At 39.1% G+C, this 22,474-nt stretch carries 25 protein-coding genes and 1 other annotated feature; of the genes, 6 read left to right on the forward strand and 19 right to left on the reverse strand.

Going from position 1 to position 22,474, the window contains the following annotated elements; all coding sequences use genetic code 11:
- Window positions 1-40: 40 nt before the first annotated feature.
- On the reverse strand, window positions 41-1,219 hold the full coding sequence (locus ABS301_RS18925) for a sugar ABC transporter substrate-binding protein (protein ID WP_349673696.1): 1,179 nt from the start codon (window positions 1,217-1,219) through the stop codon (window positions 41-43).
- Window positions 1,220-1,787: 568 nt separating this feature from the next.
- Between ABS301_RS18925 and ABS301_RS18930 the strand changes: the two genes are divergently transcribed.
- The 5 genes from ABS301_RS18930 to ABS301_RS18950 all read left to right on the forward strand — a co-directional run bounded on the left by ABS301_RS18930 (window position 1,788) and on the right by ABS301_RS18950 (window position 7,809).
- Complete coding sequence (locus ABS301_RS18930; RefSeq protein ID WP_349673697.1) at window positions 1,788-2,081, forward strand: hypothetical protein; 294 nt, start codon at window positions 1,788-1,790, stop codon at window positions 2,079-2,081.
- Window positions 2,082-2,128: 47 nt separating this feature from the next.
- Window positions 2,129-3,700 carry an ammonium transporter gene (locus ABS301_RS18935; RefSeq protein WP_349673698.1) on the forward strand — a complete coding sequence of 524 codons (1,572 nt, stop codon included), beginning with the start codon at window positions 2,129-2,131 and terminating at the stop codon, window positions 3,698-3,700.
- A 37-nt stretch (window positions 3,701-3,737) separates the two neighbouring features.
- Window positions 3,738-4,076 (forward strand): P-II family nitrogen regulator, encoded by a 339-nt coding sequence (locus ABS301_RS18940; RefSeq protein ID WP_349673699.1) that lies wholly within the window; start codon window positions 3,738-3,740, stop codon window positions 4,074-4,076.
- 222 nt (window positions 4,077-4,298) lie between these two features.
- Window positions 4,299-6,968 (forward strand): winged helix-turn-helix domain-containing protein, encoded by a 2,670-nt coding sequence (locus ABS301_RS18945; RefSeq protein ID WP_349673700.1) that lies wholly within the window; start codon window positions 4,299-4,301, stop codon window positions 6,966-6,968.
- A 61-nt stretch (window positions 6,969-7,029) separates the two neighbouring features.
- Window positions 7,030-7,809: an NAD(P)H-dependent oxidoreductase gene (locus ABS301_RS18950; RefSeq protein WP_349673701.1), complete on the forward strand. Its 780-nt coding sequence runs from the start codon at window positions 7,030-7,032 to the stop codon at window positions 7,807-7,809.
- A 98-nt stretch (window positions 7,810-7,907) separates the two neighbouring features.
- Here the strand turns inward: ABS301_RS18950 and ABS301_RS18955 are convergent, their stop codons facing one another.
- The 3 genes from ABS301_RS18955 to ABS301_RS18965 all read right to left on the reverse strand — a co-directional run bounded on the left by ABS301_RS18955 (window position 7,908) and on the right by ABS301_RS18965 (window position 11,207).
- Entirely contained in the window at window positions 7,908-8,390 is a 483-nt protein-coding gene (locus tag ABS301_RS18955) for a rod shape-determining protein (protein WP_349673702.1), read from the reverse strand.
- A gap of 229 nt (window positions 8,391-8,619) precedes the next feature.
- Window positions 8,620-9,291, reverse strand: coding sequence for a DUF8453 domain-containing protein (locus ABS301_RS18960; protein WP_349673703.1), 672 nt, complete (start codon window positions 9,289-9,291; stop codon window positions 8,620-8,622).
- 1,349 nt (window positions 9,292-10,640) lie between these two features.
- Window positions 10,641-11,207, reverse strand: coding sequence for a polysaccharide deacetylase family protein (locus ABS301_RS18965; protein WP_349673704.1), 567 nt, complete (start codon window positions 11,205-11,207; stop codon window positions 10,641-10,643).
- Between the two features lie 178 nt (window positions 11,208-11,385).
- Here ABS301_RS18965 and ABS301_RS18970 point away from each other — a divergent pair, with 178 nt between their 5' ends.
- Window positions 11,386-12,009 carry a cytidylate kinase-like family protein gene (locus ABS301_RS18970; RefSeq protein WP_349673705.1) on the forward strand — a complete coding sequence of 208 codons (624 nt, stop codon included), beginning with the start codon at window positions 11,386-11,388 and terminating at the stop codon, window positions 12,007-12,009.
- A gap of 79 nt (window positions 12,010-12,088) precedes the next feature.
- Here ABS301_RS18970 and ABS301_RS18975 read toward each other — a convergent pair whose 3' ends face one another.
- The 15 genes from ABS301_RS18975 to rfbA all read right to left on the reverse strand — a co-directional run bounded on the left by ABS301_RS18975 (window position 12,089) and on the right by rfbA (window position 22,447).
- Window positions 12,089-12,778 carry a response regulator gene (locus tag ABS301_RS18975; protein ID WP_502877982.1) on the reverse strand — a complete coding sequence of 230 codons (690 nt, stop codon included), beginning with the start codon at window positions 12,776-12,778 and terminating at the stop codon, window positions 12,089-12,091.
- A complete protein-coding gene (locus ABS301_RS18980; RefSeq protein ID WP_349673706.1) occupies window positions 12,768-14,252 on the reverse strand; it encodes a sensor histidine kinase in 1,485 nt (494 codons plus the stop codon). Before ABS301_RS18980 ends, ABS301_RS18975 begins: the two co-directional genes overlap by 11 nt.
- A 73-nt stretch (window positions 14,253-14,325) precedes the next feature.
- Window positions 14,326-14,724: a potassium channel family protein gene (locus tag ABS301_RS18985; protein WP_349673707.1), complete on the reverse strand. Its 399-nt coding sequence runs from the start codon at window positions 14,722-14,724 to the stop codon at window positions 14,326-14,328.
- Window positions 14,721-15,161 carry a potassium channel family protein gene (locus ABS301_RS18990; protein WP_349673708.1) on the reverse strand — a complete coding sequence of 147 codons (441 nt, stop codon included), beginning with the start codon at window positions 15,159-15,161 and terminating at the stop codon, window positions 14,721-14,723. The genes ABS301_RS18985 and ABS301_RS18990 overlap by 4 nt, the downstream gene beginning before the upstream one ends.
- Before the next feature lie 202 nt (window positions 15,162-15,363).
- Window positions 15,364-15,567, reverse strand: coding sequence for a cold-shock protein (locus ABS301_RS18995; RefSeq protein ID WP_158377501.1), 204 nt, complete (start codon window positions 15,565-15,567; stop codon window positions 15,364-15,366).
- Window positions 15,568-15,827: 260 nt separating this feature from the next.
- Entirely contained in the window at window positions 15,828-16,199 is a 372-nt protein-coding gene (rplL, locus tag ABS301_RS19000; RefSeq protein WP_349667489.1) for a 50S ribosomal protein L7/L12, read from the reverse strand.
- Window positions 16,200-16,321: 122 nt separating this feature from the next.
- On the reverse strand, window positions 16,322-16,816 hold the full coding sequence (gene rplJ / locus ABS301_RS19005) for a 50S ribosomal protein L10 (RefSeq protein ID WP_277405759.1): 495 nt from the start codon (window positions 16,814-16,816) through the stop codon (window positions 16,322-16,324).
- A 154-nt stretch (window positions 16,817-16,970) separates the two neighbouring features.
- Window positions 16,971-17,114: a sequence feature (ribosomal protein L10 leader region), on the reverse strand.
- 40 nt (window positions 17,115-17,154) lie between these two features.
- A complete protein-coding gene (rplA, locus tag ABS301_RS19010) occupies window positions 17,155-17,850 on the reverse strand; it encodes a 50S ribosomal protein L1 (RefSeq protein WP_349673709.1) in 696 nt (231 codons plus the stop codon).
- Window positions 17,851-18,007: 157 nt separating this feature from the next.
- Entirely contained in the window at window positions 18,008-18,433 is a 426-nt protein-coding gene (rplK, locus tag ABS301_RS19015) for a 50S ribosomal protein L11 (protein WP_097002672.1), read from the reverse strand.
- Between the two features lie 85 nt (window positions 18,434-18,518).
- Window positions 18,519-19,034, reverse strand: a complete 516-nt coding sequence (gene nusG, locus ABS301_RS19020; RefSeq protein WP_104439195.1) for a transcription termination/antitermination protein NusG — start codon at window positions 19,032-19,034, stop codon at window positions 18,519-18,521.
- A gap of 23 nt (window positions 19,035-19,057) precedes the next feature.
- Window positions 19,058-19,261, reverse strand: a complete 204-nt coding sequence (gene secE, locus ABS301_RS19025) for a preprotein translocase subunit SecE (protein WP_349673710.1) — start codon at window positions 19,259-19,261, stop codon at window positions 19,058-19,060.
- A gap of 19 nt (window positions 19,262-19,280) precedes the next feature.
- Window positions 19,281-19,430 carry a 50S ribosomal protein L33 gene (rpmG, locus tag ABS301_RS19030; protein ID WP_013271142.1) on the reverse strand — a complete coding sequence of 50 codons (150 nt, stop codon included), beginning with the start codon at window positions 19,428-19,430 and terminating at the stop codon, window positions 19,281-19,283.
- Between the two features lie 229 nt (window positions 19,431-19,659).
- Window positions 19,660-20,505, reverse strand: a complete 846-nt coding sequence (gene rfbD / locus ABS301_RS19035; RefSeq protein ID WP_349673711.1) for a dTDP-4-dehydrorhamnose reductase — start codon at window positions 20,503-20,505, stop codon at window positions 19,660-19,662.
- Between the two features lie 25 nt (window positions 20,506-20,530).
- Window positions 20,531-21,553: a dTDP-glucose 4,6-dehydratase gene (gene rfbB / locus ABS301_RS19040; RefSeq protein WP_349673712.1), complete on the reverse strand. Its 1,023-nt coding sequence runs from the start codon at window positions 21,551-21,553 to the stop codon at window positions 20,531-20,533.
- Between the two features lie 12 nt (window positions 21,554-21,565).
- The gene (rfbA, locus tag ABS301_RS19045; RefSeq protein WP_349667485.1) at window positions 21,566-22,447 is read right to left on the reverse strand and encodes a glucose-1-phosphate thymidylyltransferase RfbA; all 882 of its coding nucleotides are present in this window, start codon (window positions 22,445-22,447) and stop codon (window positions 21,566-21,568) included.
- Between the last annotated feature and the right edge of the window lie 27 nt (window positions 22,448-22,474).

Consider the following 22,474-nt stretch of genomic DNA (forward strand, 5'->3'; position numbering starts at 1 on the left):
TCTCTTCCTTACCTATGTAATGACTGTGAAATGAATCCCGCTATTCTACATAAAGCCCTTTAATCACATCGGTAAACAGGGCTCCTTTCGGATCTTCGGCATCGCCCCAGCCATCTACAATCTTGCCAAGATCACCCATGGTGGTCTCTGCACTCAGCTGCGTTGTTACGATGTTGCTGGCATTTAAATCAAAATAACTTGGAGTCTCTGCTCCTAATAACTTAAGAGCAAGAAGGCGGGTATCCACGATTCCAATCAGCTTTGGATCAACTGCCGCAGTCGATTTCCACACCTGAGGATTCTTAACCATCAGCTGGATATCATCATTGGATACGTCAATGGTATACATCGGAATATCTGTTCTGCCTGCATCATTGAGTGCCTGCAGAACTCCCTTGGCAAGCTCATCATAGCATCCCCAGATTGCATCTACGGATCCTTCCGGATACTTGGGAAGAATCGCTGCTGTCTTATTGGTCATATCTCCTCTTGCATTGGCAGAGTCAGATGGTGCAATTACTTCCAGAGTCTTAATCTTTCCTTCGTCTTCCAGCTTTGCATAAATCTCGTTACGCCTGTCCAGAGGAGGAATGCCAGGACCCATAAATGTTTTCAGCACCTTCATGGGATATTTACCTCCCTTTGCCTCAAATTCCTTCATCATATAGCCCAGGGATAGTTCTGCAAGTGCCTGATCATTCTGAGCGGTTGATGTTACGCCATCCAGAAGAAGACCATTTGCATCTCCGCCTTTAAATGGCATGGTATCAAACGTAACAACTGCCATTCCCTTATCTCTTGCAGGCTTTAACATATCGTAAGAATAAGAAAGCTGTCCATGAGATACAATCAAACCATCATAACCTTTTGCAATTACCTGCGCTACCGTCTCCTGTGCTTTTGCATCGTCCCCATCTGTAACAAACGTATCCACAGTCCACCCAAATTTTTTGCCTTCTGATACACAGCCATCGAGGAATTGCTGTGTATGATCGCCGGCAGCTAAATTTCTGACTACAGCTACTTTCTTACCTTTCAGAGAACCGGCAGCCTGTGCGTCTGCTACCTTCTGCGCTGCTGTTGTGGTTTCTTCTGTTTTTGAAGCTTCTGTTTTTTTCTCAGTTTCTGCAGCCGTAGTTGCTGCTGTTGTCCCGCTGCCGCATCCCGTTGCTGATAAAATCAACGTTGCCGCAAGGACCATTGCTAACCCCTTTTTCATAAAAATAAACCTCCTTAAAATGAAAAAATATAGTTTATTGCTCCGGACACACCCCGATATGTCCTTTATGTGGAAATTGTAGCATATTATTTTTGCTTTTTCAATATTTTTATTTATTTTTATTGATTTATTTTTGTTTTAAGTTGTTTTATTGTTGACTTTGTGTTGTTTTTACATTTTTTCCTTTTGTATTTTAACATATTAGAGATTCAGACAATTTTCAACCATCAAAACAAAATCAATCAACAAAATAGTTTAATAACCAAATTAATTTCAATCAAATAAGGAAATGGTAAGGTCGGATCCGGGTTAATTTGAATATAGAAAAATGTCGCATTATGGCTAAAATTGTATTACGATTTATAGCTGATTATTATGGATTACAGTTGCATTTTACGAAGCAAAGTTATATATTAAGGTTATATCATTCATTTAATCGACGAAGAAGTCAGAACGCGCGCGTTTTGACTTCTTTTATTATTGAAAACTTAATTCTAACTAATTAACGATGGAGTTTATGCCTTCTCAGGCTAGGCTCTTTTTTTATTTGATTTTAAAGGAGGAATTTATGAAAAAGCAAAACCAATCAACAATCTTAAGACAAAAAGCCCTGACACTGACAGTACTTTTTGGATCAGCCTTATTTATTATTTTTCTTGGTATGTTTTTTTGTGCTTTTAGTTTTTTCAATCATATTAGCATTAAAGTTTTAAATTCACAGATTCCCGGAGCGATATTGGGTTTATTGGTGATGTATCTGGGTATCCGGTATTATTTCTCGGTAGGCAGGCTTAAGGAGGAAGTTTACAAAAGTACGTCGGAGTTTTGCTGGAATCATTTTATGAAGGAAAAGAAGAAGTAAGATTATTGGGAAGTAAAAAATGTTTCAATAAAAAGGAGGTTATTTTCATGAAAAAAACAGGAACAATCATTGGTTTACTGATCGTATTAGGAATAGCAGCAATCGCACTGGCTTTGGCTTTTTCTTCACCAGGCAGTGCAGATCCAACAGGTGCTTCCTATGTAATGCCTACCGGAAAAGAGACAATTACAGATGTGGCTACGATGGCCAACAAAGCCTATTATGGTGCTAATTTTACCTGGATTATGATAACCGGCTTTATGGTATTCTTTTTCCAGTGCGGTTTTGCCATGGTTGAAACCGGATTCTGCCGTGGTAAAAATGCAGCTCACACTATGACAATGAACTTTATGGTATTCTTAGTTGGCGCTGTAGGATATTTTCTTGTTGGTTTTGCACTCCAGTTTGGCGGCTCCGGCGGCGCTGCAGGCCTGGGAACAGGGGGAGGTGCACTTAACGCCATGTTGTCAATACCCGGAATTGGTGGTATTCTGGGTTATAAAGGATTTCTATTATCAGGTGACGGTGTCTATGATCCTGGTATCTATGCATTATTTTTCTTCCAGATGGTATTTATGGATACCACCGTTACGATACCAACCGGTGCTGTTGCAGAACGAATAAAATACTCCGCAATTGTTATTACTTCATTTTTTATTTCCATGTTTCTCTACCCTCTGTTCGGAAACTGGGTATGGGGCGGGGGCTGGTTGTCAACCCTTGGTAAAAACTTTGGTTTGGGACACGGCGTGGTAGATTTTGCCGGTTCTGCAGTCGTTCACTCCATGGGCGGCATGCTTGCTCTGGCTGGCGCAATTGTTATTGGTCCAAGAATTGGTAAATTCAAAAAGGACGGAACTACAAGGGCATTTCCGGGACACGATATTCCTATGGCCATTATTGGAACCATTATCCTATTCTTCTGCTGGTTTTCTTTTAATGCCGGTTCCACGCTGAACGCTTCGGATTTCAGGCTTTCTGTTGTTGCTACTAACACTATGATAGCCGGTGCAATCGGTGGTCTGGCAGCCATGTTTTATATGTGGATCAGATATGGGAAACCAGATCCTTCCATGACGGCAAACGGTGCACTGGCAGGCTTGGTTGCCATTACTGCACCCTGTGCGTTTGTAAATGCCGCTTCTTCTTTTATTATTGGACTAATAGCGGGTATATTGGTTTGTCTGGCAGTATCTTTTGTAGAGAATCATTTAAGGCTGGATGATCCCGTAGGCGCCATTTCTGTTCACTGTGTAAACGGTCTCTGGGGAGTTCTTTCTTTAGGCTTATTTGCAGATGGGTCCTACGGAGATGGAATCAACGGTGTTGCAGGTGGGGTGAAGGGTTTATTCTACGGTGATGCTTCCCAGTTTGCAGCCCAGTTTATTGCAGTAATTGTTCTTTTTGTATGGGGATTTGGTGCATCTTATGTATTCTTTCGAGTTCTGGACAAAGTTTGGGGCTTAAGAGTATCACCAGAAGCAGAACTTGCCGGACTGGATATTCCAGAAATGGGTGTAGCCGCATATCCGGATCTTCAGTTAGTAAAGTCTGAACTGGATTTTGACTCTGCTGACAACGCGGAAATTAAGCAGTTACACAGATTTAAAAAGGGGTAACTAAATATTAGGGCAATATCCAAAAGGAGGTATTTGTATGAAGAAATTAGAAATTATTATTAAACCCGAACGATTGGAGGATGTAAAGAAAATTCTCAATGACAATAAGGCAAATGGTTTAATGATTTCAAATATTATGGGTTATGGCAACCAGAAGGGTTATAAGACAATCTACAGAGGAACGGAAACTACGGTTAATCTGCTTCCAAAATTAAAAGTTGAAACTGTTATACCTGCAGAAATTGCAGAAGTAATTGTTAATGAAGTAGTGGCACAGATTAATACCGGTAATTACGGTGACGGTAAGATTTTTATCTACGATGTAGATGACGTAGTCAGAATCCGCACTGGAGAACGTGGGAAAGATGCATTATGAGATAACCAAATCAACCAATGGGAATCTGAACGCCTTATAAATCAAGGCATACAGCTTCCCATTGGTTGCGTTTACCTGACTCTATCGCACATGAACAATATTTACAACGCATATTGCAAATTCCGCTGTCAGGTTTTATCATGATATTAAGATTTTTCATAGCATTTTTTCATATATGATATAATCTGTAATGGCAAAAATAGATCAGGCAGGGATCGCATAATGAATAATCCGATTGAACTTCTGGAAACAAAATACTGCATTAATCATATTTACCGGCAGAGAGCCATAGCAAGAGAGAAACTCTTTGGTATACTGGATGATTCCATGAGCAGCAAACTGACCTTTATCAGTGCGCCGGCCGGATTCGGAAAAACAACTCTTTTAAGTTCCTGGATAACAATGCATAAAAAAAGATCATTAACTGCATCATGGCTCACTCTGGAAGCAGATGATAATGAAGAAAACAGATTCTGGATTTATTTTATATCTGCGATAAAATCAACAATACCAGAAATTGGCGAAAAGTCATTAAATCTATTAAGCGCCTCCCGAATAGGCGGTATAGAAACAATGATTACAGTACTAATCAATGAGATTCTGGAGAGCAGAAAAAATTTCCTTTTTATAATTGAAGATCTGCATGTAATAAAAAACAGACTGATTTTTAATGGACTGAAATTCTTCATTAATCACATGCCTTATAATATACATCTGATTCTTACAAGCCGCCTGCATATAACATCCCAGCTGTCAGGAATCGTGCATCAAAATAGTATCATTGAAATTGGAGAAAATGAGCTTAAGTTCAGCAAAAAAGAAGCAGCAGCATATGCAAACGAGATCATGGAGTTAAAGCTTACATACGATCAGTTAACCCGGCTTTATGAATTAACGGAAGGCTGGCCGGTAGGACTTCAGATTGCCGCTTTATATTGTAAACATAAGGGTCCAGAATCATTATCAGACATTGAAACAATGATATTTCAGTCAAATTTTGCAGCTTATTTCATGGAAGATATTTTAAACAGCCAGTCTCCTGCTCTCTATGAGTTTCTGATAAAGACATCACTGTTAGATGTGTTTTCCCTTGAACTGTGCCAGGCTGTGACTAATATGGAAAGCAGCGGTGATCTGTTAAGGCAGGCGCTTGAAATGAATCTATTTCTCTCCTGTTTTGATCAGAAAGAGGAATGGTACCGGTATCATAGTCTTTTTGCAACTTTTTTAAGAAAGAAAGCATACGAAAATGAGCCTGAATTAGCAAAAGATATATATGGGAAAGCGGCACAATGGTACGAATTAAAAGGCTACACACAGGAAGCCTGCACCTGCTATCTGAAAGCACAATGCTACGAAAAGGCAATTTATCTGATTGAACAGAACAGCAGTCCTCTGATTTATCAGGGACATTTCACAGTAATTGAAAAATGGATCGAATCTGTGCCGGCACAATATGTATTCGGGAATATACGGCTGATGCTGGATTATGTGTGGATTTATTTAACCAGACATAAAATCAGTGACGCCAGTTATTATATAGAACTGATTGAAAATAAATATGAAGAGGAAGCATTAAATAAACAGCTTGATATGAAAGGGGAATATCTTATTGCAAAAGCATTTATTAAAATGAATCACCTGGAAGAGAGTATTCAGCTGCTGAAAAGTGCCATGGAGCTGGTGGATCAGTTTAATCCCAACTATGCGGCTGCCTTAATGAGTATTGCAACTACATACATCGTTCATGGAGATAATTGGGAGGCAGAACAATATTATTTAAAAGCACTAACCGCAAGCCTTAAAATAGGAAATCTTTATTCGGCTGCTTATTCATGGGGAGGTCTTGGCATGATGTTGACCTGCCAGGGCAGATTAAAAGAAGGGGAAATTCTATATCAGGAAGCAGAAAAATACTTAAAAGAAAAAGGAGGAAACTCCATCCCTTTATTAGGTATTATCTATTCCGGATTATCCGAGATCTTTTATTTAAAAAATGATATAGAACTCGCTGCTGATTATTCAGATAAAGCAATTCAAATGTTTGAACAAAGCGGTATCTTTGATATAAAAAATAATTGCTATGTAATAAAAGCCCGCTCATTGTTAGCAAAAGGGAAGGACCACAGAGCAATTGAAGTAATTAATAAAGCTTTGATTCTTTCAGAAAAAGAAAACACCTATGGCTTTAAAAGACATATTGAGTACTGCAGGGCAAGAATTTTTCTGGATATGGGTGATATTGAAAAAGCAGAAGAATTCATTGAGCAATATCAATTGTCCCCTACGGATAATTTGCAAAAATACAATTTGCATGATTATGTTTTACTGGCCGAGATACTGGTTAAACGAGAGGAATATGAAAATGCACTTCTTTATATTGATAAAATATTAAAACTGGACAGTATTGGGGGGCTTTATGAAACTCAGTTAGAAATACTGAAATCAGACGCGTGGCTAAGATTATCAAAACCTGAATCTGCTTTTACGGAGTTGCACAAGGCTCTTATTAAATGCCGGAATGAAAATTATTTAAGATTATTCATCAATTACGAAACCCGAATGAAATCAATACTAACTGAATTTCTGACCAAGGAAAATACCGTCTCTGATAATAGAAGTATCATGTATGCCAAAGACATTTTAAACTACTTTAAAAATACATCTAAAAATACAGTCAAAGGTGATCCACTTTTAACCAAAAGAGAATTAGAGGTTTTAAAACTGATCAGTTCCGGGGCAAGTAATGAGGAAATCGCCCAATTGTTATATATTTCAATCAGTACAGTAAAAAGTCATGTACTGAATCTGTTTACAAAGCTGGAGGTGAATAGTCGTTCTAAAGCAGTTATAGAAGCAGAAAAAAGAGGAATAAATCATACTATTTACTGATTTATTCAGCTTCAAAATGTTGTAACATAATTGTTGCAAAGAATATTTTGGAGGAAAAATCATGAAAATTACAGCAATTATTGGAAGCCCCAGAAAAAACGGTGATTGTTTCAAAACTATTAAAATGATAGAAAACAGCTTTAACAGAATCAGCGAAACGCAGGTAGACTATATATTTCTCAAAGACTTAGATTTAGGATTTTGTAAAAGCTGTCTCTTATGTTATACAAAAGGAGAACAGTATTGCCCCCATAATCAGGTTACCGGTTTGTTACTTGAAAAAATGGCAGACAGCGATATGGTGATTTTTGCCTGTCCTGTTTACGAGCAGCACGTTACTGCATTAATGAAGAATTTTTATGATAATTTTTCCTTTCTGTTTCATAGACCACGTTTTTTTGGCAAAAAAGCAATTCTTCTTTCTTCCACAGGAGGTTCTGGTTTAAAAGGAACACTGAGCTATATGAAAATGGCGGCAATCGGCTGGGGATTTGATATTGCAGGTGTGGTAGGCGTCTGTGGATCTTCACTTTCAACTGATGAGAAATATAAAATGATTGTGCAGAGTAAAATTGACAAACTGGTAAATAAAATATGCAAAAACAAAAAAGAAGGTCAACCCTCTTTATATCAACTGGCAATGTTCCGGGCGATGCAGTGTAAAGCCATCAAATCAGCACAGAAGAAAAATGTGGAATATAATTATTGGCTGGAGCGGGGCTGGTTAGATAAAAATTATTATACCAGTAATAAAATAGGGCTTGCCAGACAAATTTACTCTGAATTTTTAAAACATGTAATGAAAAAAATGATGAATGGAGAAAATATATTAATTAACTAACTGGATATGGAGAATATCCCAGCGATCGAGTAAACCTCCAGATTGATACAAAATAGAATTATCAGTTTGGAGGTGTTTTTTACAGAGAAATTTTTATACTAAAGCTGATTGGGAATAATACCTATAACAATATCGTAGTTCTTTGCTAATTCTCTTTTATTATCCTCAAACTCCAGTTTAAAGATAGTAACCTTCCGTCCTCCAGCCGCATAGAACACATCTTGAAATGCTTTTAATTCTACCGCTGTTAAGTCAAAAGGGATACATACAGCCATAGTTGGTTTAAATATTTTATATTTTATTCCTGGAAGAATATTTTTAAAAATCCATTTCACTACTGTGACAGTCTCTAAAAATTCTGCAACCACATTTCTCTTAAAAGTGGAATAAACAAAAATCTTACCCATACCAGCACGTTCAAAATCATTGGCATATTGGTATACTTCTTTCCCAACTGCTATGACTTTATGCGATTCATTCATAGCGATAACTGTATAATCAGAGTATGTTTGCATTGACCTTAAAGTATATCCTCGTATTTCAACGGGAGAGAAATCCCCCTCTATTCGTTTGTTCCCCATACCTATATTACCTGCCGTTTTTAATTAGATATTTTTCATTATATCTATATTGTACCTTTTTTTCAATTGCCAATATTTATTTACATTAAATATGTTAGGTCTCTTTTAATCATTTCTATATTTTACATCTCTGTGCAACGTATCTATATTCGATACACTTGGCCAGGCAACTCAAGTATAATTTAATCTAAATAAGTGATAGTGTAGAATATATTCAATAATCCTCTTTTCAATCAATTTCTTCATTTGTATAGTAGGAGGTGGTTTTGGTATCCATAGAATTTTGGTAATAATTATTTGCTATTAATTGTAGACTATCAGCAATTATATTTAAACACTCTTGTTGTTTTTTTGATATTTCTAAGGATTTTTCTTCCATTTCCTCAACAGAATATACCGGGAGTTGCTTGCTTAAATCCAAACAAAAGCTTTCGGAGAAGTTATCTGTTTCACTTTGGTATTGAATAGTCATCTCAAACGGTACACTGGGCTTATGATTTACGTCTGAAAAAAAGAAATCAAACTTTTGACCGATACCAACAAGTCTATAATGTGAATTGTTCAGTTTCCCGAAATCGAAAAAACGGTTCGGATGTAGTGAATCTACAAATTCTTGGCGTATAGAAAATGTCAAATCTTTTGCAACCATATTTCCGTGATTACATATACTAATACCACAGAACAGCCGGTTTTTCAGTATATATTCACAAGTTATATATGGGCGGTTAGATTTCCTATATTGTTGTTGCATTTCATCAACTTGCCTTTGAGATGCATTTGCAGCTTTGTAATTAGCGCGGCAAATAAGTATTGTTGCAACAACATAAACTACGGTAATTAATACTGTAAGTGACCCACTGTGTTTATCTAAAAATGTGATAATTTGTTTTACTGCTTCCATCTCAAGTTATCCTCCCCTTATATGTCTGTTTAATAATCAACTTTCAAGCTTCTTTTTATATTTTATCTCTTTTCTTCTTAAAAACCAATATTTTTCAAATAAATTATCGTAAATCTATTTAGCTTTTTTAAATATTGAATTTTATCAATTTTTTTACCTAATAATCTTACAAGCTGTACTTTTGATTAGTTTAGCAGTTTACTTTATTAATCGCACCATTTATAATTATAAGAAATATTATAATGGAAGGAAAATATTATGCTTATAATATATACACTTATGTATATTGGACCAACGTATGCATTACTTTTTGAAATAGAGAAATTAAAATATAAATTCCGTTTACGAAGTTTATTATTTTTGCTAACATTGCAGTATTTAAACATAGGACTATATTCATTAAATATTGGAGTTATGCCCAATAGTCTTAATTCAGTAATACTAATATTTGCATTTTTTATTGCATTAATATATATGATATATACTAATATTATTGAAGATACTATTCTTTCAATATTAACATCATTTATCTTTATTTTTGTGTTGTTACTGTTTATCCTATTATTTTGCATAGTTATTATTACAAAAGGAATATTATTGTGCGTAATTTCATTTTCCATATATCTTGTCTGTATGTTTTTTTTGGAGTCAGGTTTAAAGAAAATAACAAAATCCTTTAATCGTTTTATTTATAGCATCTTTAATCTAAGTATCGGTATAATCGGATTTATAATACTTGTAATAGCTTATAATAATCCTACAGAATTAACACTAAGTAGCATAAATAAAGCATTTTCACAGTACTCAAATAATTACTCACAGAGTATCTTCCTATTTATTATATTTGCAATATTTAACTTAATAGTCTTTTCACCATTGAAATCTTCAGCATTAGATATCCTTGAGAGATTTCTATCCAGTAATTGATTGTTTGTATTCACTAAAATTTAACAGCAGATCTTGAACTTTTGACGTCAACGCATTTATACTAAAATTGGCTCCAGGAAGATTAGCTGCATATCCGCACACATATGGAGTGAATCTTTGTATCGTTTCATTTAATTTCTTTTTAAATTCACCTGCTAATTTTCTTTACTTGCAAAGCATCCAAAGTCAGTAAGAAAATTAACTTCCTTTATTGCTCCTCCAGTTCAACTACCAGTAAGAATAAACAGATCTCCCCTTACCCAGTAACCGCATCAGGTATCAATGTTAATTCAGATTTATTTTCAGCAGAAATAGTATCACCTCCATATACTTCTATCATAATGGAGTGAAGCAGATTAAATATTCCTTTTGTACATTCCATAATAGGTCTAAAAAAGAGACCTAACATTTTTTAGATCTCCTTACTTGATTCTCCATTGTCTAACTGTATCGAACGTATCCACATCCCACAATACCACTGTCATATTGGTTGTGCACTCCAGTTCCTCGTTCCACGACCCATATGGCGGCCGGAGGTACTGGGGTCTGACTCCAGTAATCGCTTCGATCTGGCGATTATTTTCTTCAATCTGTTCACAGGCATTGGCTACAGCCTCTCTGCTCATCTGTACATGACTGTATCCATGGTTTCCGATCAGATGCCCGTCTTCCTGCATCTGCTTTACAATTGCTTCCTTACCCTTTACGTTTTCTCCCAACAGAAAAAAGGTAGCATGGACACCCCGTTTACGAAGGCCATCTAAAAGCAGGGGCGTATAAACAGAATGCGGTCCGTCATCAAACGTCAGTGCAATCTGCTTACTGCCGGAAAATTGTTCCCGAACTTCCTCCTTTGCTTCTCCTCCGGCATCTGCTGGCAGAAACAACGTATTTTTCGCCTCACTATAATTAAAAAACAACGCCCCTGCAAAGACGATATCAAGTACAATGACCGCCAACAGACAGGCCAATTTCCATCTGATTTTCATAAACTTTCAAGCCGGCTTTCTGCTTTTATTAATCAATCTATGGGCTTTGAAGCGAAAATACAACCAGAATATTTCTGTTTTTTTCTATCTTTTCCCTCTAAAATGCGTTATAATTATGTTATTAGTAATATATATTTAAATATTGTGTACAATCCCTAAGTGGAAGGAGCGGATTTAAATGGAGCACAAGATCATTGCAATCGGCAGACAGTTTGGAAGTGGAGGGCACGAAATCGCCTTCCGATTATCTGAGGAACTGGGGATTCCCATGTATGACCGGGATCTGGTGGAGATGGCAGCGGATAAACTGGGTTTGTCAGAAATAACGGTGGAAGCAGTCGACGAATCTGTATTTAACTCATTTCTTTCTTCCTACCGTTATAACGGTTTTGCCCCAAGAAGAGTACCATTAAATGACAGCACATTCGAGACACAAAGTAAAATCATAGAAAGCCTGGCACAAAAAGGGCCGTGTATATTCGTAGGAAGGTGCGCAGACTATGTTTTACGGGAATATCCCCAGTGCATGAACATATTTGTCTACGCATCACTAAAAGACCGCACAGAACGCATTATGAAGCGCTACAACATCTCAAAAAAAGAAGCAGAAACTTCCATTAAAAAGATGGATCACCGCCGCAAACAGTATTACGAAACATATACAGACCAGGGCTGGGGAAGTATTGAATCCCATCAGATTCTGTTTAACATCAGCAAGCTTGGTATTCCACAAACAATTGACACAATCAAACATCTCTATGCCGACTCCTTATTATCTGATCCGACTAAAACTAATACATAATCCCACTTTTAATTATTTTACAGAACAAAAACAGGCAGAAATCAGAAAAACCCTGTATTATTTCTGATTCCTGCCTGTATTAATTTTCAGTAAACCGGTATCCCACTCCCACCTCAGTTATAATGAACCGGGGATTGGCAGAGTCCTCTTCAATTTTTCTTCTGATGTTTGCCATAAAAACACGTATGGACTGATAATCATCATTTGTATCGTATCCCCAGATCTCATTCTGAATAAAATGGTGGGTTAAAACCTTTCCAGCATTTAAAACCAGCAGTTTCAGCATTTTATATTCAATGGGAGTAACGTGAACCTCTTCCCCTCTGACAATTAGCCTTCTCTTTTCAAAATCCATAAAAAACCCATCCAGTTCAAAAGCTGCTTCCTGTTTTATCATACCGCTTTTGTGCCTTAATGCCACGCGGATACGGGCCAGCAGTTCTCCGGCATGAAAAGGTTTGGTCAGATAATCATCTGCCCCCTCATCAAGAGCAGCTACTTTTTCCTGCTCCATCCCTCGTGCAGATACGACTATAATGGGAATATCAGACTCTTTCCTGATCTGGGATAAAACCTCCATACCGTCAATATCCGGCAGACCAAGATCCAGAAGTATAATGTCCGGGTTATTGGCATAAAAGTAAGAAATCCCAGTAAGACCATCATCTGCAAAGACAGAGTTGTATCCCTTGCTTTTCAGGGTAATTCTGATGAAATTCTGAATGCTCTTGTCATCCTCGATCACAAGAACGCTGATATCATTGATCATAGGTCTCCTCCATAGGCATCTCAATTCGAAAAGCTGCGCCTTTTTTGGGGCTCTGGTGAATTAAAATTTTTCCGCCATGAGCCTCTATAATTGCCTTACATATAGCAAGCCCAAGACCAGCTCCCCTCTGACGGTCTCCTTCCCGGTAAGCGGCTGTAAAAAAGCTGTCAAAAATATGATCCAGCTTATCCTCTGGAATACCTGTTCCATTGTCACTTACCGTAAATACCATATTCCCGCCCTCCGCTCCTGCAGATACGGTAATAACCGTATTATCTCCTGAATGGCGAATTCCGTTATCAATCAGATTTACCAGTACCTGGGTAAATAGTCTTGCATCTACACTTATTAGTTCTATCTCTGGTGGTGTTGCTGTCTTTAATGTGTGATCTCCCAGTCGTTTGGAAACCAGTGCGGCTGCACCCGATATCAAATCATCCACTACTTCTCTTTTCTTTCGTATTTCCAGTTTTCCTTCCTGAATTCTGGTCATGTTTAGCAGATTCTCAACCATGGAATTAAGCCACTCCGATTCTGTACTGATATCAAGCAGCATGCTTTTGGCACTTTCTTCATCTACCAGATCGTAATTCTCATAAAGGAAATTGGAGTTGCCTGCAATTCCGGTCAGGGGAGTTCTTAAATCATGGGAAATGCTTCTCAGTAATGTACTTTTAAGTCTTTCCCGTTCAATTTGAAGTCCTGACTCCTCTTTTTCCTCATTCAGCTGTTCCCGTTCCAGCACAAGAGTAATCTGTGAAATAACCATTTCCACATACATACGCTCCTCTTTTGTAAGCCCTCCATTGCTGCACCAGAAGATAATTACACCATACGTCTTACTCAGACTGCAGACCGGTACATAGAGGCAGGAACTATCCCCAAACTGGACTTCTCCATAGCCGCACACTGCGGAATTTCGAAAGCACCACTCAGCTGCCTGGTCGGAGAATCTCTCATCTTTCATTTTGAGTAACAGTTCCGTTTTTTTCCCCGTCAGATTTTGAAGGCTCTTCCTACTGTAGGAAATAACTGCCTGCCGCCCGGAAAGATTTAAGAAACCACTTCCTATGGTATTTAGTTTAAGCAGAATCTCCGCCCGTTCCCGGTCCAGATTCATTTGCTTTTGCAGCTTATCGGTTAATGATGCCGCAATAAATGCAACAATAATAAAGATCAGCAAAGAGATAATATAGTTGGGGTCATCCACCTGGAAAGTAAATCTGGGTGAGGTTAAAAGAAAATTAAACGTGAAAACAAACACAATGGAAGATGAAATACTCCAAAGCATACTTCTGGTCTCCACGCTGCAAAGAATGACACCTACCACATAAATCAAAAGCAGATTTTCAGCCCTTACGCCTATATGGCTTAAAACAATGGCAAGCAATGTAGACAATACCCAGATAACCGCTATCTTTCCGAAATTTCTTAGTTTTTGGAATCCAGTAAAGATCCTTTTTTTCATCTCCATGAATGATCAGCTGCTTCCTTCCCGTTTTATTTCTTCTAACATAGCACAAACCGGGTAATTCTTCAATCCTCCATCATGATGACTGTGTGAGATACTGTGCCAGCATATGAACCGGGCTGATGACCTGATCAATTCCAAGCTCCTTAAAAATCTCCACATTTCCAGGATTCTTTACCATGCAGACTGTTTTCCTCACAGAAAACATCTGTTTTGCCAACTGGCATATCTCCAGGTTATCTGCATCTTTACCGCTTAATGCAATCATTACTTCTGCTCCTTTGATGCCTGCGTCATTTAATACTTCTTCGCTTCCAGGATTACCGTAAACGATGGACACTTTATCATACTCAGCAGCAAGATGTTCGCAATATGCTCTGTCGTCATTTATTACAATCAACCTGTGTTTGTCTTTCATAAGAAGTCCAATCAGGTAATCCGATTCCTCTCTCCCACCCGCTATTCCAATTTTCATGATGCAGATACCTCCTCATATAATTTCTCTGTAAGGCGGTCAAATTCATCAGCTGATAGAGCAAATGGATAGATTGGTTTCATATTATACTCCCGAATCAGCTTCTCCTTGCTTTTATCGTTTAATCTTAAAAATACTTCCGGTACATGAAATATTCTTCCTGCAATCTGGGCTGCCAGCAAATTTACATTATCGTCACCAGTGGCCGCAACAAAAATCTGTGCCTGACTGATGCCTGCTTTTCTTAACAGCTCTGCATCCGTTCCGTCTCCCAGCACCTGCTCACCGGCAAATACTCCGGGCAGTCTGTGAAATGATTCCTCTGTCAAATCTATCACTATCATTCTTGTATTACGTGTCGAAAGCCGGTTGGCCAGTCCGATACCGAACTCGCCGGCTCCAACAATCATAATTGTCTTCATTTTTTGAAATAGCATATAAGGTCGTCCTTCCCTTCTGTCAGTTCATACTCATTTTCAACCCTATTTTACAAAATATACTCATAAAAATGATAGTGGGGATATGGGATCAGATATAAAGATTCTATAAAGAACAAAATAGTTTTGCTCATGCAAAAAGGGCTGCCCTGCCATAAAAATGGGGACAGCCCTAAAAGGCTTATTTCAGCTAAAGATTTAATTAAGCCATGCAAACATTAACTGCCTGCAGACCGCGATTTCCTTCTGTTGTTTCATAAGTTACCTTCTGGCCCTCTTCAAGAGTCTTGTAACCATCAGAAACGATTCCGGAGAAGTGTACGAATACTTCCTCGCCTGTTGCATCATTAACGATGAAACCATATCCCTTAGCACCATTAAACCATTTTACTGTACCGTTGTTCATAACGTGTACCTCCTATAATAAATAAAAAATAATTTGATATATCGATGAAACAAAAAATCACATATTTTTGTAAACCATCATCCGAAAATAATGACTTACAAAAATATGTGAAATCATAACTCCATTCGATATTACACGTACATTCTACCCCGAAAACGCAAAAATGTCAAGACAAAACTAATATTCCCCAATATTAAAAACAGGATCCGTTCCCTGTTTAAGGAGGTACGAACCCTGTTCAGTCATAGACGAAAATTTTATTACTTTAAAGTAACTTTTGCGCCTTCTGCTTCTAAAGCAGCTTTAACCTGCTCTGCTTCTTCTTTGGAAGCGCCAGCCTTTAATACCTTAGGAGCTCCATCAACTACGTCTTTCGCTTCTTTTAAGCCTAAGCCAGTAGCTTCACGAACAACTTTGATAACTTTAACCTTGTTAGGACCAACTTCTGTTAATTCTACGTCGAATTCAGTCTTCTCTTCTGCTTCAGCTGCTGGGCCTGCTGCTGCAACTACTACGCCTGCTGCTGCAGATACACCAAATTCTTCCTCACATGCCTTTACTAATTCGTTTAATTCTAATACAGATAATTCTTTGATTGCTTCGATAAATTCAGCTGTTGTTAACTTTGCCATGATAATATACCTCCGTAATTAATATGTTTGATTTTTTTAATGGAAGTTCAGCTCGCCTTTGGCTCACTGAACAGCTAATTTTCTAAATTCAAGCTGCGTTACGCCTGCTTTCATTAAGAAAATTATGCTTCTGCGCCCTGTCCGTCTGCAATCTGCTTGAGAACACGTGCAAAGTTTGTAATAGGAGACTGGATGCTTCCCAGTAACTTTCCAAGAAGAATTTCTCTGGAAGGAATATTGGAGATCTTCTCCATAGCTTTTGCATCATAGAATACGCCTTCTACAACGCCGCCCTTGATTTCAAGAGCTGGAGCTTTCTTTGCGAATTCAGCCAGAATTCTTGCTGGTGCTGTCGCATCTGTCTTGGATACAGCGATTGCTGTAGGTCCTTCCAGAACTGGACCCAGTGCTTCAAAATCTGTTCCCTTAGCAGCGAAACGGATCATGGTATTTTTATATACCTTGTAAGAAATTCCAGCCTCTCTTAATTTCTTACGAAGTTCTGTATCCTGAGCAACTGTGATACCACGGTAGTCTACAACTACTGCAGTCTCAGCGCCTTCCAGTAATTCCTTAATCTCGCTTACTACTGGCTGTTTTAATTCAACTTTTGCCATTATGGTTTACCTCCTGTTTAGTCTAAGCCCTGCAGTTACCTGCAAAAGCCTGTTCGTATAAACTGCAAAGGAAGTCCGATTAGCCCAGAGGGCTAACTGAACGGCTATTTTCCCAAATTCAGTCAACGCTTACGCATGACCTCACTTAGAAAAATATACCAAAGAAAAACCTCTCCGCCAAATGGACAGAGAGGTTTACAATTCATTTACAAAAAATGATTCTTGTACATTCCTCGGCAGGCGTTATCACCTTATGCCTTGCGGCACCTGCTGTCTTCGGCAGTTAATACTAAAATAGTATAACATTATCTATAATACATGTCAACCACAAAGCAAAATTAGTTCATTAACTTTGCTACATTCAGCTTTACGCCAGGTCCCATGGTGGAAGCAAGGGTAACGCTCTTTAAATAAGCACCTTTAACTGTACTTGGTTTTGCTTTAACGATTGCATCAACAAGCGTCTGGAAGTTGTCCGCTAACTGCTCTTCTGTAAAAGAAGCTTTTCCAACTGGCACGTGGATAATATTTGTTTTATCAAGTCTATACTCAACCTTACCAGCTTTGATATCATTGATTGCTTTTGTTACATCCATGGTAACTGTACCAGCTTTTGGGTTTGGCATTAAGCCTTTAGGTCCAAGGACACGTCCTAAACGACCAACTACACCCATCATGTCTGGAGTAGCAACAACTACATCAAAATCCAACCAGCCTTCGTTCTGGATCTTCGGAATTAATTCCTCTGCTCCAACGTAGTCTGCTCCTGCAGCCTGTGCTTCATCAGCCTTAGGACCCTTAGCGAAAACTAAGATGCGAACAGTTTTACCTGTACCGTGAGGAAGTACTACGGCACCACGGATCTGCTGGTCTGCGTGACGTCCGTCACAACCGGTTCTGATATGAGCTTCAATGGTTTCATCAAATTTAGCACTTGCATTCGTCTTAACTAAAGAGATTGCTACTGGTGCATCGTAGAGAACAGCACGATCTACTGCCTTAGCTGCCTCTGCGTATCTTTTTCCTCTTTTCATTCTAAATAACCTCCTAGTGGTATTGTCGGGGATTTTCCCTCCCACGTTACAAAACATCGCCATCCAAGATAAAGGAAGTCCGATTTGCCTTACGGCTCACCGAACGGCATGAGTTACGAAACTCTGCCGGCGCTATACTTGGCTTTGATTAAGAAGCTTAAGCCTCTACTGTGATACCCATACTTCTTGCGGTACCAGCGATCATGCTCATAGCTGCTTCAACAGATGCAGCATTTAAATCTGGCATCTTAAGTTCAGCAATCTTCTGTAACTCAGCCTTGGAAATGGTAGCTACTTTTGTCTTGTTTGGAACTGCAGATCCTGATTTAAGCTTGCAGGCTTTCTTCAGTAATACAGCAGCTGGCGGAGTTTTGGTTATGAAGCTGAAGCTTCTGTCCGCATAAACAGTAATAACAACCGGAATGATTAAATCTCCCTGGTCAGCTGTTCTTGCATTGAACTCTTTTGTAAACTGTACGATGTTTACACCATGCTGTCCAAGTGCCGGACCTACAGGAGGAGCTGGTGTAGCTTTTCCTGCTGGAATCTGCAATTTGATATATCCCGTTACTTTCTTTGCCATAATTAGGCACCTCCTAAATAAATGTGGTATTGTCGGGGATTTCCCTCCCACGAGCCTATACAACGGTATAAGCCGCTTTTACTTGTTACATCTTCTTTATCTCGCTGAAGTTCAGTTCTACCGGAGTCTCCCGGCCGAACATCTCAACGTTAATGGTGATGGTTTTCTTACTTTCGTTGATGGACTTGATAGCACCAACAGTATCCTTCCATGCACCGGAAGTTACCACAACGGTATCTCCCACTTCAAAGCCAACAATGACTTCTTCATTCTTGAATCCAAGCTTTTGCATCTCATCTTCTGTCAGAGGAACCGGTTTTGATCCAGGACCTACAAAGCCTGTCACACCACGGGTATTACGTACAACATACCATGTATCATCATTCATGAACATGTGTATCAGAACATAACCGGGGAACATCTTTTTATCGGCCTTTTTCTCCACGCCATTCTTCAGTTCGATGACGGATTCAAGAGGAACCGATACTTCCAGAATCTGATCCTGCAAGTTTCTGTTTTCGATTGTTTTTTCAATGTCAACTTTTACTTTGTTTTCATAACCTGAATAGGTATGGACTACATACCAATTTGCTTCTGACATAAACTCACCTTAACCCTTACGAATTATAAGATAAAACTGAGACCAAACTTGATGATCAGATCAAGAATCGCAATAATCAGTCCTAGAGCAACCGCAGATGACATAACAGCGATTGTTTGTTTCGTTACGGTTTCTTTGTCAGGCCAAACGATTTTGGTGAACTCAGACTTTATGCCTTTAAAAAAGCTTTTTTTCTGAACTCCCTCGTTGTTCACTGTATCTCCCATAAACTGCCTCCTAAACTAATTACTTCGTTTCTTTGTGCATTGTATGGCTCTTACAGAATCGGCAATACTTCTTGGTTTCCATTCTGTCCGGATGAGTCTTCTTATCCTTGGTCATGTTGTAGTTACGCTGTTTACATTCAGTACATGCCAGTGTGATTTTTGTGCGCACGACTTCCACCTCCACTTAAATTATCGTTGTTGTGTTTTCAGTCCCTTTTTTTCTGCTTCAAGAAATTTTGAGCATAAAAAAAAGACCTAAGCTCTTCCATTCGCCCAATTACTATAACATACGGGACTGGATTCGTCAATCTTTTTTTGTAAAACCTGTTAAAATGTAGATTCAGACATTATAACACGGGAAATTTAAAAAAGCAAGTCTAAAGTTTCCCGTGTCTGTTTTAATACTCGATCTCTGTCAGATAACGCCTTAGCGCATCCTGCCAGGAAGGCAGCGGCTGAAAACCGTTTTCTATCAGCTTATCCTTGCTGATACGGCTGTTCATGGGGCGTTTTGCCTTGACTGGGAACTGATCGGAGGTAACCGGTTCAACTGTAACATTCATACCTGCCTGTTTAAAAATCTCACAGGCGAAATCATACCAGCTGCAAAGTCCTTCATTGGTCGCATGATAACGGCCATACTTTTCTGTTTCAATCATATCTACCAGAAGGCGGGCAAGGTCAAAGGTATAAGTAGGAGAACCAATCTGGTCTGCTACAACGCTGAGTTTATCTCTGGTTTTTCCCAGATTCAGCATGGTCTTTATAAAGTTTTTGCCATTTACTCCGAATACCCAGGCAATACGTACGATAAAGTACTTTTTAAGGTTTTCTTCAACTTCCAGTTCTCCCTCGTACTTGGTCTGCCCATAGATATTTAACGGTTCTCTTTGATCGTCAGGCTCCCAGGGACGGGTTCCCAGACCGTTAAATACGTAATCCGTACTGATATACATCATTCGGATATCCAGTGCTTTACACACCCTGGCAATATTTCCGGTTCCCCTGGCATTCACAGCTCTGCATAATTCTACGTTGTCCTCTGCAGCATCTACAGCTGTATATGCGGCACAATGAATGACTGCATCAGGAGCAGCTTCCCGGATCACCCGGTTTACGCTTTCCTCATCCGTGATATCCATTTCTTGAATGTCCACGCCCACTGCCTCATGGCCTCTTTTTTTCAGCTCATTTACTACGTCATATCCAAGCTGGCCTTTTACGCCAGTAACTAATACTTTCATCGCTGCCTCACTTTACCATTGGAATTTATAAACGTTTTCCGTACATATTATCAAAATAATTCTGGTATTCTCCGTTTACAATGTGTTTCCACCAGTCTTCATGATCCAGGTACCACTGAATGGTCTGGCGGATTCCGGTGTCAAAATTGTATTTCGGCTTCCAGCCAAGCTCTGTTTCCAGCTTCTTGGGGTCAATGGCGTAGCGTCTGTCATGACCCGGACGGTCTGTCACATATTTAATTAAGCTTTCCGGTTTATCCAGTTCTCTTAAAATAGTTTTTACCACTTCTAAATTGGTGCGCTCGTTGTGTCCGCCTACATTATAGACTTCTCCTACTCTGCCTTCGTGAATGATTAAATCAATCGCCTCACAGTGATCCGATACATGAAGCCAGTCTCTTACATTCTCACCTGTTCCATATACCGGAAGATCCTCATCTGCCAGCGCACGGCTGATAATAAGCGGAATCAGTTTTTCAGGAAAATGATAAGGGCCGTAGTTATTGGAACATCTGGAAATAGTAACAGGAAGTCCGAACGTTCTCTGATATGCCAGAACAAATAAGTCTGCACTGGCTTTTGAGGAAGAATAAGGACTTGATGTATGGAGCGGAGTTTCTTCTGTAAAGAACAATTCCGGACGGTCAAGAGGTAAATCACCATAAACTTCATCGGTGGAAACCTGATGGTAACGCTGAATGCCATAGGTGCGGCATGCGTCAAGTAATGTGGTCGTACCCATTACATTGGTTCTTACAAAGCTTTCAGGATCCGTGATAGAACGGTCTACGTGACTTTCTGCTGCAAAGTTAACCACCATATCTGGTTTTTCTTTTTCAAACAGCTCAAATATAAAGGCTCTGTCCGCAATATCACCTTTGATAAAGCGATAATTCGGTTTGTCTTCTACCGGTTTTAAGGTCTCTAAATTACCTGCATAGGTTAAGAGGTCCAGATTGATAATCTCATAGTCCGGGTATTTATTTACCATATGATGTACGAAGTTTCCGCCGATAAATCCAGCTCCTCCGGTTACAATTATTTTCATTGATTTACTCCTTTACTTATCGATATATTTTCCTGCAAGCACATCCATCAGATACTGGCCATACTGATTCTTTTTTAATGGCTCTATGCTCTTTTCCAGCTGATCCTGTGTGATCCAGTGGTTTAAATAAGCAATTTCCTCCAGGCAGGCAATTTTTCTGTGCTGATGAGTTTCCATGGTACGAACAAAATTAGTGGCATCTACCAAAGACTCATGAGTCCCTGTGTCAAGCCAGGTGAAGCCCTGACCCAGAAGTTCCACATCAAGCATTCCCTCTTCTAAGTAAATGCGGTTTAAATCTGTAATCTCCAGCTCGCCACGGGCGGAAGGCTTTAAGTTCTTCGCATATTCCACAACTTTATTATCGTAGAAATAAAGTCCTGTCACGCAGTAATTGCTCTTAGGAGCAGATGGCTTTTCTTCAATGGAAATCGCTTTTCCTTCGGAATCAAATTCTACAATACCAAAACGCTCCGGATCATCCACGTAATAACCAAAAACGGTTGCTCCATCTTTTTTATTTGCTGCATGAAGAAGTCGTTTGGTAAGGCCGTGGCCTGCAAAGATGTTATCTCCAAGAATCATGGCAACGCTGTCGTCTCCGATAAATTCTTCTCCGATGACAAACGCCTGGGCAAGACCATCGGGAGAAGGCTGTACTGCGTAAGTTAACTGAATTCCAAACTGGGAGCCATTTCCTAACAGTGCCTCAAACCGTGGTGTATCATCGGGCGTGGATATAATCAGGATATCCCGGATTCCTGCATTCATTAAAACGGAAAGCGGATAGTAAATCATGGGTTTATCATAGATAGGCAGTAATTGTTTCGACGTTACCATGGTAAGTGGATACAGCCTGGTGCCGGACCCCCCGGCAAGAATTATTCCCTTCATTATTTGTTTCCTCCATATTCGTTCATA

It is taken from the genome of Lacrimispora sp., from assembly GCF_031982545.1.
Lineage (GTDB): Bacteria > Bacillota > Clostridia > Lachnospirales > Lachnospiraceae > Lacrimispora.